The sequence below is a fragment of the Vibrio sp. 1F263 genome (assembly GCF_041439035.1).
GTDB lineage: Bacteria > Pseudomonadota > Gammaproteobacteria > Enterobacterales > Vibrionaceae > Vibrio > Vibrio tasmaniensis_A.
Genome location: NZ_JBGONI010000020.1, coordinates 21,002 through 33,695, shown reverse-complemented (window position 1 = coordinate 33,695; position 12,694 = coordinate 21,002). Strand labels below are relative to the sequence as shown.

Sequence of the window (12,694 nt, the reverse complement as noted above, 5' to 3'; positions counted from 1 at the left end):
TACGAACTAGAGCTCAAGACCGAGAACTGGGGATTAAACCTTAAACTGCTTAATCTTACCGTCTAGCTCTTGTGCGTTGCTTTCCATGATCTCAGAAGTCTCGAGAAGCTCACCCACCACCACTACGGAGGCTTCAACAAGCTCACGAACATTGGTCAGGTTGACACTCATCTCTTCCGCGACACTAGTTTGTTGGCCCGCAGCAGTCGCGATCTGGAAGTTCATATCATTAATCTGGTTTACCTGACTTACGATGCCATCAAGCTCAGAACCAGCGTTAGTCACTAGGTCTACGCCTTCAGCGGCTTCAACAACACTCTTTTCCATCAGCTCTACTGCCGAGTTAGCACTGCTTTGTAGATGGCTAATCATATCTTGAATTTCTACTGTCGCTTGCTGAGTACGTTGCGCAAGGTTACGAACCTCATCGGCAACAACCGCAAAACCACGTCCCGCTTCACCTGCACGCGCGGCTTCAATCGCTGCGTTCAAAGCCAATAGGTTGGTTTGCTCTGAAATGCCTTGGATAGTACCAACCACACTGCCAATCGAGTCTACGCGCTCTTCTACTTGGTTTACCGCTGCTGCAGAGGCTGCGATGTCCGAAGAAAGCTCACTCATCTTAGAAACAGAACCTTGAACGAACTTCTGACCTGTTAGTGCTTGACCTGATGCTTGCTCAGTAAGAGAAGAAGCACTTTGCGCGTGCTCAGCCACGGTTTGCACAGTAGACGTCATCTCGCTCATTGCTGTCGCTAGTTGGTCGATTTCGTTAAATTCTTCCTGAGCTGAATCTTTGGTTTCGGACATGCTGATGGTCATCACTTCCGTCAGGGCAAACAACTCATCAGAAGAGGCCACCTGAGTTTTGATCATGTCATTCAACTGGACTCGAGTTTTTTCAAGCTCTCGTGCCACATCACCGTATTCATCTTTACAATCCATATGAATAGGCACTGATAGGTTCTTATCGGCCATCGTTTTAATGGCGTCATTGAGGTATTGAGTTTGGCGAAGCATAACGCGCGCTGCAGCCAATAGAAGAACCACAAACACAATGATCATCAAGGCTGTTTGCCAAGCCACTTGAACTAGGTAAGTCTCGTAATGCTGCTGTGCAACTTGTGCATTGTTAGTGACTGCAAGTAATGAATCGTAAAACGCACTTGCGTCCCATAGCTGCTTCGAAATAATCAAGATAGTGCTGAAAACCATCAGCATGATCATTTTTGGAACGAGACGGATGTCCGAGATAATCCTTTCCCACGGCTTGAATGACAGTTTAGTCATTGTCAGTTCTCCATTAACTCTTATATATTGATGGCTTCTATATCCGCGAGATGGCTATGTCAGTCAAAGTTCGCGATTTATTTTGAGCCTCGTATGAATGTTAAATAGTATCAAAGACACCACTAAGCCGATGAGCTTATTATCACTGATTCTCTCTTTCTTAGCGTTATTTGTGATCTCAGGCTTATTGTTTGCACCGATTGATAAAGAATCGAAACAAGTTCTTATCGGCCTGGACTTTATAATCTGTAGCGTTTTTCTTTTTCAGCTCACTATTGATCTATTCAGATCACAAAATAAGAAAGAATATCTAAAAGTACACTGGATCGATTTCTTGGCAAGCATCCCTATGGTCGAGCCACTTCGATTCGCTCGCATTTTTCAGATCTTGCGCGTGATTCTCGTTCTTCGGTCAGGAAAACGTGTTTTCAGGGAGCTGTTTAGCAATCGAAAAGAAACGACACTCGCCTCAATTATTTTGCTATTGGTTATTCTCCTGACCATAGGTGCAGGAACAATACTGCTGCTAGAGCACAAGGATCCCAATGCCAACATTACCACTGGCCAAGATGCTTTATGGTGGGCTTTCGTAACGATTAGTACCGTGGGGTACGGCGATCATTATCCAGTGACGAGCTCAGGCAAGTTAGTCGCTTCTCTGGTGATCATTTGTGGTGTGGGTGTTTTTGGTATGATTTCAGGGTTGATTACTTCTTTGATCACCTCTCCAACTCGCCATGACAATCAACGAGCTGAAAACAAAGAGAAGCACCTTGAGAAGATCATTGAGCAACAACAGAAAATTCTCGAACGACTAGAAAAGCTGGAACAACAAACAAAAAAATAGGGCCGAAGCCCTATTTTCAATTTCATGTTGTTATGAAACTCAGTCTTGCCAATACGGCTCAACTTCTACACTTATTTGGCGTGTCTGTTCCATCGCATGCAGAATAGACACCTCTTGACGAGCTAACCAACGCTCTAGCTGAACCTTCTCATCGCCTTCTAACTTCTCAGTCAAAGGCTCTAATGTTTTAAGTGCCAGCAAATCGTCAATACCTTGCACCATATCGGCCCATGGCAAGCGGAAACTGTTTCGTTCATCGTCATCATACAAACTCGCGAAACCAACACCAGAATATAGGTTTCTCATCAAACGATATTGCTGTTCAATATACGCTTGGCTAGTCATCACTCGCTCTGGCGGGAAAGCTTCCATCAAGTCGGCCCATGTGCGATCGAGTTGCTTAACCGAAAACCATTCGATACCACGTGCCATTTGTTCACGTGCTTTTTCGTCTAAGAATGGTTGCCAGCCACGAGACAAGATCCAGCGACTCAGATCTAGCAACAAACCAGTGTAACGAGCAGAGCTCAACAGGGTAAGCAGTTCTTCGCGATCGGGAAGTTGCTCTTGCATCTCTTTAAGTTCAGCGACCAAAAACTTACGCGCATCCAATTTACGCAGTACGTGGCCTTTATCTTCGAGCAAATCTTCGAAGTGGTCATAGCTTTTTAGCCAGTCGAGTTCTTGCTCAAGCCACTTAAGCTCTTGGCGTAAAATAGCACTCGCGCGTCTTGGGACAATGCCACCATAGATGGTGAAGGTTTGACGAATAAAACTCAGCGAGTGACTGATCTCATGTAACGCTTCAATGGATTGGCGCTCGGTGAAGATCTGCTCGTGATAATGCCAATGAGCGAGAGCATGCTCTAAAGATTGAATGAAACACGATTCAACAGTATCACTTTTAGCAGTATCAACTAAGGTCAAAGGAGTGACTTCATCTCCTTGATAACCTTGAGCAAGGCGGTAACCCTTAGCGGCTTTGCTTAGATTACCTAAACGCATGCCACCTTGTTCACAGAATTGACGAGACAGTGTAAACAGAGCATCTGTTTGACCGGACTTAAGTTCCAATTCGACTTCACAAATCGGTTCTTGCAGTTCGCCTGATTCAACAAAACCTTGATCGAATGCGACCTCGACTTGACTGCCATCAGGCATACCAATCAACCACTGCTCACGTGTGAAGTTGGTAGAAAATAGAGGAGTCAACTCAGCTTCCAGCGTTTCGATGTCTTTGCCCGCTGGCCAGATGTCCTCTGGATGTAGGGCTAGCTTAGGTTCATTGCTGTCATGTTCTGCATTGTATTCAGGCCTTTGATGCAGGCCTGCAACCACACGACCAGCCGTCTTTACGGTTTGTACAAATACGTCATCAAAGCGTCGAATGCGCAAGCCAGTATCGTGCTTACGTAACCAGTTATCGGGGGTGTCAAAGTAGATGTTACCTAGCTCACGACAACTGTGCTGAAGTACTTTAGTTTCAGCAATTTTATTGCGTAAAGTCTCTGAAAAATCAGGAGAAACAAAAAACTTCAGTTCTATCTCGGTTTCCATAGTTATACCTTTCTGTGAAGATAGGGACAGGATATTGCCAATTTGAAAACTCAGCAAGTCAGAAATATCGCCCTTATGATGATCTAAAACAGTTTTAATGAGACATTGATTAGGTTAACATGCGCGACTTTGTAGCCATCGCTTAACATTTCACCATGAATATGGTGTATGTTGTTTTAAGGTTATTATTTATTAGGTTGGATGACCATGCCAGTAAATACAATTATGGGGTTATTTGCAAAGTCCCCAATTAAACCTTTGCAGCGTCACGTAGTATGCGTGAACGAATGTTGTTCTCACCTAGTTAATTTCTTTGAAGTTTCTTCAAAAGGTGACTGGGAGAAAGCATCAGAAATTCGAGCTCAGATTTCTCACCTTGAGAAAGAAGCTGACGTACTAAAACGTGAAATTCGCCTTAAACTTCCTCGCGGTTTGTTTATGCCAGTTGATCGCACCGATATGTTGGAGCTATTAACTCAACAAGACAAACTAGCAAACCTAGCGAAAGACATTGCTGGCCGTGTATATGGTCGTCAACTTGTCATTCCTGCTCCTATGCAAGAAAACTTCATCGCTTACGTTAAACGTTGTCTAGATGCAGCGAACCAAGCACAAAACGTAATCAATGAACTAGACGAATTACTTGAAACGGGCTTTAAAGGCCGTGAAGTAACACTCGTTGCTGAAATGATTCATCAATTAGATGTAATTGAAGATGACACGGACGCGATGCAGATCGAACTACGCCAACAACTAATGGCGATTGAAGATGGTCTGAATCCAGTTGATATCATGTTCTTATACAAAATTCTTGAATGGGTTGGTGGTATTGCAGATCAAGCACAGCGTGTAGGCGCTCGTCTTGAAGTAATGCTTTCTCGATCTTAAATCATACGTTAACTATATAACGAAGAGCATTTTTTGAACAAACCACTTATGCGCTGAGTATTTCTCTCGCTGAGCGGTTTTTTGCGTCTAAATTTGTTCCGCTTGTTATCAAACAACTAGGTATTACGATGGATATCCTTGCTAACTACGGCACTGTCCTGATTATTGTTGCAGCAGCTTTCGGTTTCTTGATGGCTATTGGTATTGGTGCAAATGACGTTGCGAACGCAATGGGCACTTCAGTAGGCTCTAAAGCTCTAACCGTTAAACAAGCGATCATTATCGCAATGATCTTTGAATTCGCAGGTGCTTACCTTGCGGGCGGCGAAGTAACAGACACGATCCGTAAAGGTGTTATCGAAACATCTCTGTTTGCAGATCAACCTGACGTACTTGTGTACGGTATGATGTCTGCACTACTCGCTGCTGGTACATGGCTACTTCTAGCTTCATACATGGGCTGGCCAGTATCAACGACTCACTCAATCATCGGTGCAATCATCGGTTTTGCTTGTGTGTCTGTGGGTACTGAAGCTGTAGATTGGAACAGTGTTCAAGGCATTGTGGGAAGTTGGATTGTCACACCATTGATTTCCGGTATCTTCGCCTATCTCATATTTGTCAGTGCCCAGCGACTGATATTCGATACAGAAAACCCGCTATTCAATGCGAAGCGTTTTGTACCGGTATACATGTTCATTACTACAATGGTCATTGCACTTGTAACGATCAAGAAAGGTCTTAAGCACGTAGGCCTTCATCTAACCGGTACTGAAGCATGGTTATGGGCTGCAGGTGTTTCTGCTGTCGTCATGATTGGCGGTTACTTATACATTCAGAAGAAGTTTGCTAACCGCGAAGAAGACCACGGTTTTACTGGCGTAGAAGGTATCTTCAGCGTACTAATGGTTATCACAGCTTGTGCAATGGCATTCGCACACGGTTCAAACGACGTTGCGAACGCGATTGGTCCACTATCAGCGGTTGTTTCAACAGTTGAGCACATGGGTGAAATCTCAGGTAAGAGCACTATCGCATGGTGGATTCTTCCACTAGGTGGTATTGGTATCGTTGTTGGTCTTGCAACAATGGGTCATAAAGTAATGGCAACCGTTGGTACTGGTATTACAGAACTAACTCCTAGCCGTGGCTTTGCAGCTCAACTAGCGACCGCGTGTACGGTTGTACTTGCTTCTGGTACTGGCCTTCCAATTTCAACCACGCAAACATTGGTTGGTGCGGTATTAGGTGTAGGCTTTGCTCGTGGTATCGCAGCTCTAAACCTAGGCGTTGTACGTAACATCGTAGCTTCTTGGATTGTGACGTTACCTGCAGGTGCTCTACTTGCTGTTGTATTCTTCTACGCAATTCAGGCTATGTTTACTATGTAATAGCCCTGACGCTAGTCAATATTAGCGTCAGAAAACGGTGAGCTTCAGTAAAGATATGTAAATACCATGTCATTATTGACTCAAACGCACAGAAAGGGAGGCTTTGCCTCCCTTCTTTGTTGCACCATATAAAAAAACTAAATATTATTTGCTCATTGAGGCTGACTCATACGCCTACTCAATTTGAATCGTTAAAGGATTTACTGTGAAAAAACTGATTAGCTTAGTTTTGTTCGCAATGCTTGCGGCTCCAGCTGCCTTTGCTCAAGACCGTTATATTGCTGACAAACTATTTACTTATATGCACTCTGGCCCAAACAATACTTTCCGTATCATAGGTAGTATTGATGCCGGCGAGAAAATCACCTACCTGCAAACTAACAAGAGCACGGGTTACACTCAGGTTCAAGATAGCCGAGGACGTAAAGGTTGGGTTGAGAGTAAGTTCGTAAGCACAAAAGAAAGTATGGCGCTGCGCATGCCTAAGCTAGAGAAAGAACTCTCTGAAGTAAAAGGCAAGCTGGCAAATGCTCGCCAAAGTGCTGATAGCGAAAAAGCAGGTCTCGCAAGCTCTCTAGACTCTCGTAACAAGCAGATTGCTGAACTAGAGCAGAACTACAGTGAGATTAGCCAACAGCTAACGAGCTCTCAAACTGAGAACCGTCAACTACGCGCTAAGCTAGATACTCAAAAAGATGACTTACTATTGAAGTACTTCATGTACGGTGGTGGTGTTGCTGGTATTGGTCTACTTCTTGGCCTTGTTCTGCCACACATCATGCCTCGTCGTAGAAAGTCACCAAACGGCTGGGCGTAAGCCTCGCATTTGCTACAGTAGGTTCAGTATCGAATATCAAAAAGGAGCACCGAGGTGCTCCTTTTTATTTGTCTGGATTTATCATTCAAGTCACAGCGCTAATACCTATCACTGCGCTAACATCAATCACAGTAAGTAATATCGATAGTACTAACCTTTCCACTCATACAAAGCTGGGATTTCTATTTTCTGCTGATTGAATTCAATGATTACCGATTGTGGTTTAATCTCAAGCAACTGAATACCCCGCTCGATCCATTCCCCTTGAGCAACTTCATGTCCATTCACTTTTACCCAACGCTTAGTTTCGCTACTCGAGTACATGTGAGTTTGTAAGTCTAACTTAGGTAATACACCAGACAATCTATTGCCATGTGTTTCTAAACCGATGACCTGAGAATCCATATTCCCCACAGGTCTAGAATCCATCGGTTCAGGTGAAACCGACTGCTCTCCCATCATTGATTCAAGCTTCAACGCTAAATCGGGTGGCAACTCGGTGAGGTCTAACCCTTTCAGTAAATCACGGTCCGATTGCAGCGTGGCATTATCATTATTCGTTCCAGGTTGAACTGACGGTTCAATAGATAATGGCTCTAAATTCGTTGCTGCTTGATTACTAGTATCTACATTTGCCAATATCGCTTTTGAGTCACTAGCGATATTACCGATGTCGGTGCCCATCTTTGCATGTATCTCTTGACGCGGTAGTGCTTTCAAAAGCTGGCTTACCGGTGCCGAGCGAACAGAGAATAATGCTTCATCGTCTGCATCCACTGACACTGCATCCACACTGGCAATGCCAGAACCGGCAATTTGAGGCTCAAAGTCTGATTGAAGCTTTGATTCAGGCAGAGCTCCGGAGGCAACGGGGCTAGCCGAGCCTTGCTGCTGTTGATTATACGACTGATAAACCAGAACGCCGCCCACCAATAAAGAAGGCACCAAGACAAGGACCAGTCCCATTGTTAACGATAAACCTCGTTTGTTGCTAATCCCTTTAGCAGAACTAGGCACGTGATGGTTTTGGTAACCTTTAAAGCTAGGTTTATTATTAGAAGACTGTTTAAGCTCGTGCATAATACGTGACATTAGCTTTCGCCTCCTTCTAATGACATCAACTTAGGCGAGTCGAGTTGAGCTAATCTCTGCAACCTTGCTAAGGTGCGCTTACCTGCGATGCCATCAACAGACATACCCTGCCAAGTTTGAAACGCTTCGATTTTCATTTTCAATTCATAGTCAAATACATCACTGCCCGATACGTCTTCACCCAAGACTTCTGAAAGCAATAGATCAAGTAAAGCAACCGCCTCACCTTGATAGCCCTCTTTCAGGGTCTCTCTTAGCGGCTGTTTCCAAATCGCGACATAATCACCTTGCCAAATTTGCTTTAAGGTGCGCTTAGGCATCACCAATAGCTTTTCGTTGACTAGGAGCTCAACAGACTCCTCAGACGCGCCATAAAGTACAGCAAACACAGGTTCTTGACCTAATTCCAGATTAAGAACCACGGGAACTCCAAGTTCAATCAAATATTCTAAATTGGCTTGATGTTGCTCACATACAAATACACTTTGTTGTTCACTCAAACATAGCCAATCACGAAGCGAAGATTCATACCCCCAAAGCGTGTATAGGTCCCTAATTGCAAGCGTTTGATTATTCCCTTGCCTTAAGTGATTCTGAACATCTTGTGGTAGTGCAAACTTCGAAGCCTTGAGATCTTGAACCGATATAGATTTATCATCCAATATCGGTGCTTCAGCCACAAATGAGCGTTGAGTATTCGCCGCTACTTCCGTTTTCACTTCACTGGAAGTATCCGCAGGCATCCATGAACTAATATAGGTTGGGGCGAAGTTAAAGGTCGCGATTACAAGGCCGACACTTAATGTGGCAATCCCCGCGTATTGGATTAATTTTGGAACTACATGAGTAGCACGAGTTTTCTCGACGTGATACACATCGGCCTGAAAGGACATGACCTGCTGACAAGCTCGGTTAACCGTTTCATTACTCGGTGATTTATCACCATCATGGAAAGCCAATTGCAGCGCTTTATCACACACCAAGTTAATGAGCCTCGGAATACCATGGGTATATTGGGAGATAAGCTTGATTGAACGATTCGAAAACAACATCTGCTCACCACCAGCCGTTTCCAAACGAAACGCGATGTACTTACCCGTTTCTTCGATATTAAGAGGTAGTAAGTGATAGCGACCTGTAATCCGCTGCGCGAGTTGACGTAGCTGTGTGGTTTGTAAGTGTTGCTGTAATTCAGGTTGGCCAACCAACAGCACCTTTAATAGCTTACGACTATCGGTTTCTAAATTGGTCAGAAGGCGTAGCTGCTCCAACACATCAGCTGCAAGGTGTTGGGCCTCATCTATCACCAATAAGGTTTGAATGCCTTCAGCATGGCTATCAAGCAGGAAGTGATAAATTGCCTGACTCAGCTGTTTCAACGACGCTTGTTCAGGGTATTCGACCTCAAACTCATCGCAGATAGCTTCAAGTAAATCTGAATTGGAAAACGTAGGGTTGAGTATAAGGCCAGCTTGAGTCTGATGATCGAGTGATGACAACATCGCTTTGGCGACCGTTGTTTTTCCTGTACCGACCTCACCAGTAAGCATCGCAAAGCCCCCACCCTCACCTAAACCGGCTTGTAGGTTCTGCATCGCTTCTTGGTGACGCTGACTCAAAAACAAATAGCGAGAATTTGGTACAATCGAAAATGGCATCTCAACGAAGCCAAAATATTCCTTATACATGTGCTGCCCTATAATTACGATTAATGGAAAGTACCATTGCTCGCAGTAAAGTCCAGCAGTGATAAAACATTTCGAGGTGATAAGTTGCAAATATACGATAGCCTACCAAAAGACAATGGGCTACAGCGCTATCTAGTCGGTGGAGCGGTACGCGATAAGCTGCTCAATATTGATAGTTATGATAGAGATTGGGTCGTGGTAGGAAGTACCCCTCAAGAGATGGAAAGCCTTGGCTTTACTGCTGTCGGGAAAGATTTCCCTGTATTCTTACACCCAAAAACCAAAGAAGAGCACGCACTGGCTCGTACTGAGAGAAAATCAGGTTCAGGTTACACAGGCTTCGAGTGTTACTTCGCTCCAGACGTGAGTTTGGAAGAAGATCTGATGCGTCGAGATCTAACGATCAACGCCATCGCTCAAGATGATAAAGGCCAGCTTTACGATCCTTATCATGGCCAAAAAGATCTCTCTGATCGTATTCTAAGGCACGTCTCGGACGCTTTTGTTGAAGATCCTCTTCGTGTGCTGCGTGTGGCTCGCTTCGCCGCTAAGCTTCACCACCTTAACTTCACAGTTGCACCTGAAACCATGGTGATGATGAGTGAGATAGTGCAATCCGGTGAACTGGCACACCTCACTGCCGAACGAGTTTGGCAGGAGTGGCATAAATCTCTTAGTACTCCGCACCCTGAAGTGTTCCTTTCTGTACTGAAAGAGTGCTGTGCATTGGCTGTTGTGTTGCCTGAAATTGACGCTCTGTTTGGTGTGCCTCAACCTGAAAAATGGCACCCTGAGATCGACACGGGCATTCACACTCTGATGGTTGCTCAGCAAGCTGCGCTACTAAGTTCATCGTTACCAGTACGTTTTGCAGCTCAAGTGCATGACTTAGGTAAAGGTGTCACGCCAGAAAGCGAGTGGCCAAGCCACAAAATGCATTGCCATACAGGCTTAAAAATCATTAAGAAACTGTGTGAAAGAGTCAGAGTGCCCAATGAATTCAGAGACCTCGCGTTGTTAGTGTGCGAACAGCATTCTAATATCCATCGTGCTGGAGAGTTAAAGCCAACCACCTTTCTCAAAGTTCTCAACAAGTTCGATGTATGGCGTAAGCCAGATAGACTCGACGATATACTGCTTTGCTGCCAGGCCGATCACGCAGGCCGAAAAGGATTAGAAGATCAGCCTTACCCTCAAAAAGCGCGTTTTGAAGTGGCTTACCAAGCAGCGCTTCAAGTCGAAGTGAAATCGATTATTGCCGATGGTTTTCAAGGTAAAGATATTAGAGAAGAACAAGAAAAACGCAGAGCTGCTGCGATTGAGCGCGCGTTATCAGAACTCTCTAATAGTTAATCTTCATTACACTAGTAAACACACATTAAAAAAACCGCGATTAAGCGGGTTTTTCGTTTCAACTTGTAGGGTGCTGCATAAGCGCTTTTTACTGCATCATCAAGAACGCAAACAGACCAAAACCTAGAATCAAGCGGTAGATAACGAACGGTGTCATACCCATGCGTGAGATAAGCTTCAAGAAGAAGTGAATACAGATATAAGCACTAATGAATGACACCACAATACCCGTTAGTAAGGTGCCAACATGAATAGGGTCACCACTGGTCACTAACTTCAGACCTAAGTAACCACCAGCCAAAGTGATGATAGGAATAGACATCAAGAAAGAGAATCGAGCCGCCGCTTCACGTGTGAAACCAAGGTAAAGTGCTGCGGTAATCGTCGCGCCAGAACGAGACGTGCCCGGGATGATCGCCATTGCTTGAGCAAGACCAATAAACAGCGCCTTTTTCCAACCCGCTTGGTATTCGTCATCACGCAGGCTTGAGTTCTTATCCACCCACCATAGCAACAGACCAAAGATAATGGTGGTCGTTGCAATCACCCACGCACTACGCAAGTAAAGCTCAACAATATCTTTCATCAACAAACCAAAGATACACGCAGGAATCGTCGCGAGAATGATCATCCACGCGAGCTTTGCTTCTTTACTGCGATCGCCTTTAAACACGGACCCAAAGAATGCGCTCAACAGAGAGACCACTTCTTTGCGGAAATAGATAACGACGGCAGCCAGAGTACCGACATGGACCGCCACATCAAAAGCCAAACCTTGATCTTCCCAACCTAAAACAGCCGAAGGAAGGATTAAGTGTGCAGAACTGGAAATAGGTAAAAACTCAGTAAAGCCTTGCACCAACGCCAACATAAACGCTTCAAAATAACTCATTACTTACCTTAAAAATTATAGTGTTATATCAACGACAGAGAGCGTATCTAATTGCTGCATCTTCTGCCATATCTCACTGACGGTTCTTCCATCTTGCGGGATCACTCTCGCAGGACAAAGATCATAAAGTGGTTGTGTTACAAAAGGATATTTATAGATATCACTGCGTGGTAATTCTGGATCGCTCTCTGATACCACCTCTCCAAACAGCACAATATCAAGATCGAGCTTTCGATCTTGAAGCTTATGGGCATCTTGAGGGCGACCCCATTTAAACTCAATTTCACGCAGGTGCTGTGAAAATTCAGTCAATGAGAGTGATGTATCGATCTCAACCACAAAGTTATAAAACGAGTGGCTTTTAAACCCCACAGGCTCACAGTGATAGATCTTAGAGCATTTAAGGTTAGTCCCTAATGATTGAAGCTCTGTCCATGCCACCCTTGCATGCTTGTCGCGGTCTATGTTCGTGCCAACACCAACATAGGCTATTGTCATGCTTGGCCTCGTTCGATGATCACACCCACGGCTTTTGCTTGTGGTACTGCGCCAGGCTTCGCTAAACGGATTTTAATCCAAGGCACTGAGAACTGAGTCATAATCAATTCAGCGACTTCTTCTGCCACACGCTCAACCAATAGGAATCGGCCATTCGCAATGTGGTCAAGTACGGCAGTGCTGACTGTCGAGTAATCCAAAGCATCGACAACATCATCACTCTTACCTGCTGGGCGATTGTCATGAGCCATTTCAATATCAAGCACAAGTTTTTGTTTAATCTCTTGTTCCCAATCGTAAACACCGATCGTTGTAATTACTTCTAGCTGTTCAATGAAAACTTTATCCAGTGCCATGACTTGTCCTTTTAGAGGTCGGATA

12 protein-coding genes are annotated in these 12,694 nt (G+C 44.6%); 5 read left to right on the top strand and 7 right to left on the bottom strand.

Features of this window, described 5'->3' with window-relative positions:
* Positions 1–33: 33 nt before the first annotated feature.
* Positions 34–1,290: a methyl-accepting chemotaxis protein gene (locus tag ACED25_RS13730; protein ID WP_012603193.1), complete on the bottom strand. Its 1,257-nt coding sequence runs from the start codon at positions 1,288–1,290 to the stop codon at positions 34–36.
* Positions 1,291–1,387: 97 nt separating this feature from the next.
* On the opposite strand from ACED25_RS13730, the gene ACED25_RS13725 reads away from it, so the two are divergent.
* A complete protein-coding gene (locus ACED25_RS13725; protein ID WP_017100419.1) occupies positions 1,388–2,137 on the top strand; it encodes a potassium channel family protein in 750 nt (249 codons plus the stop codon).
* A 39-nt stretch (positions 2,138–2,176) separates the two neighbouring features.
* Here ACED25_RS13725 and ACED25_RS13720 read toward each other — a convergent pair whose 3' ends face one another.
* Complete coding sequence (locus ACED25_RS13720) at positions 2,177–3,694, bottom strand: inorganic triphosphatase (protein WP_009848973.1); 1,518 nt, start codon at positions 3,692–3,694, stop codon at positions 2,177–2,179.
* 207 nt (positions 3,695–3,901) lie between these two features.
* Here ACED25_RS13720 and ACED25_RS13715 point away from each other — a divergent pair, with 207 nt between their 5' ends.
* From ACED25_RS13715 to ACED25_RS13705, 3 genes are all read left to right on the top strand, one after another.
* A complete protein-coding gene (locus ACED25_RS13715) occupies positions 3,902–4,582 on the top strand; it encodes a TIGR00153 family protein (protein WP_029223984.1) in 681 nt (226 codons plus the stop codon).
* 128 nt (positions 4,583–4,710) lie between these two features.
* The gene (locus tag ACED25_RS13710; RefSeq protein WP_012603189.1) at positions 4,711–5,973 is read left to right on the top strand and encodes an inorganic phosphate transporter; all 1,263 of its coding nucleotides are present in this window, start codon (positions 4,711–4,713) and stop codon (positions 5,971–5,973) included.
* 205 nt (positions 5,974–6,178) lie between these two features.
* Positions 6,179–6,790 carry a TIGR04211 family SH3 domain-containing protein gene (locus ACED25_RS13705; RefSeq protein ID WP_017098289.1) on the top strand — a complete coding sequence of 204 codons (612 nt, stop codon included), beginning with the start codon at positions 6,179–6,181 and terminating at the stop codon, positions 6,788–6,790.
* A 150-nt stretch (positions 6,791–6,940) separates the two neighbouring features.
* Here ACED25_RS13705 and ACED25_RS13700 read toward each other — a convergent pair whose 3' ends face one another.
* Together ACED25_RS13700 and ACED25_RS13695 are read right to left on the bottom strand one after the other, a co-directional pair.
* Positions 6,941–7,882, bottom strand: coding sequence for a general secretion pathway protein GspB (locus ACED25_RS13700; RefSeq protein ID WP_122046565.1), 942 nt, complete (start codon positions 7,880–7,882; stop codon positions 6,941–6,943).
* Entirely contained in the window at positions 7,882–9,570 is a 1,689-nt protein-coding gene (locus ACED25_RS13695; RefSeq protein ID WP_206208293.1) for an ExeA family protein, read from the bottom strand. Before ACED25_RS13695 ends, ACED25_RS13700 begins: the two co-directional genes overlap by 1 nt.
* 36 nt (positions 9,571–9,606) lie before the next feature.
* Between ACED25_RS13695 and ACED25_RS13690 the strand changes: the two genes are divergently transcribed.
* The gene (locus ACED25_RS13690; protein WP_371695460.1) at positions 9,607–10,923 is read left to right on the top strand and encodes a multifunctional CCA addition/repair protein; all 1,317 of its coding nucleotides are present in this window, start codon (positions 9,607–9,609) and stop codon (positions 10,921–10,923) included.
* An 88-nt stretch (positions 10,924–11,011) separates the two neighbouring features.
* On the opposite strand, the gene ACED25_RS13685 is transcribed toward ACED25_RS13690, so the two are convergent.
* From ACED25_RS13685 to folB, 3 genes are read right to left on the bottom strand one after another with little or no spacing between them, the layout of a single operon-like run.
* Complete coding sequence (locus ACED25_RS13685) at positions 11,012–11,815, bottom strand: undecaprenyl-diphosphate phosphatase (protein WP_004735967.1); 804 nt, start codon at positions 11,813–11,815, stop codon at positions 11,012–11,014.
* Between the two features lie 15 nt (positions 11,816–11,830).
* Positions 11,831–12,313 (bottom strand): 2-amino-4-hydroxy-6-hydroxymethyldihydropteridine diphosphokinase, encoded by a 483-nt coding sequence (folK, locus tag ACED25_RS13680; protein ID WP_012603184.1) that lies wholly within the window; start codon positions 12,311–12,313, stop codon positions 11,831–11,833.
* A complete protein-coding gene (gene folB / locus ACED25_RS13675) occupies positions 12,310–12,669 on the bottom strand; it encodes a dihydroneopterin aldolase (protein WP_004735969.1) in 360 nt (119 codons plus the stop codon). The genes folK and folB overlap by 4 nt, the downstream gene beginning before the upstream one ends.
* Between the last annotated feature and the right edge of the window lie 25 nt (positions 12,670–12,694).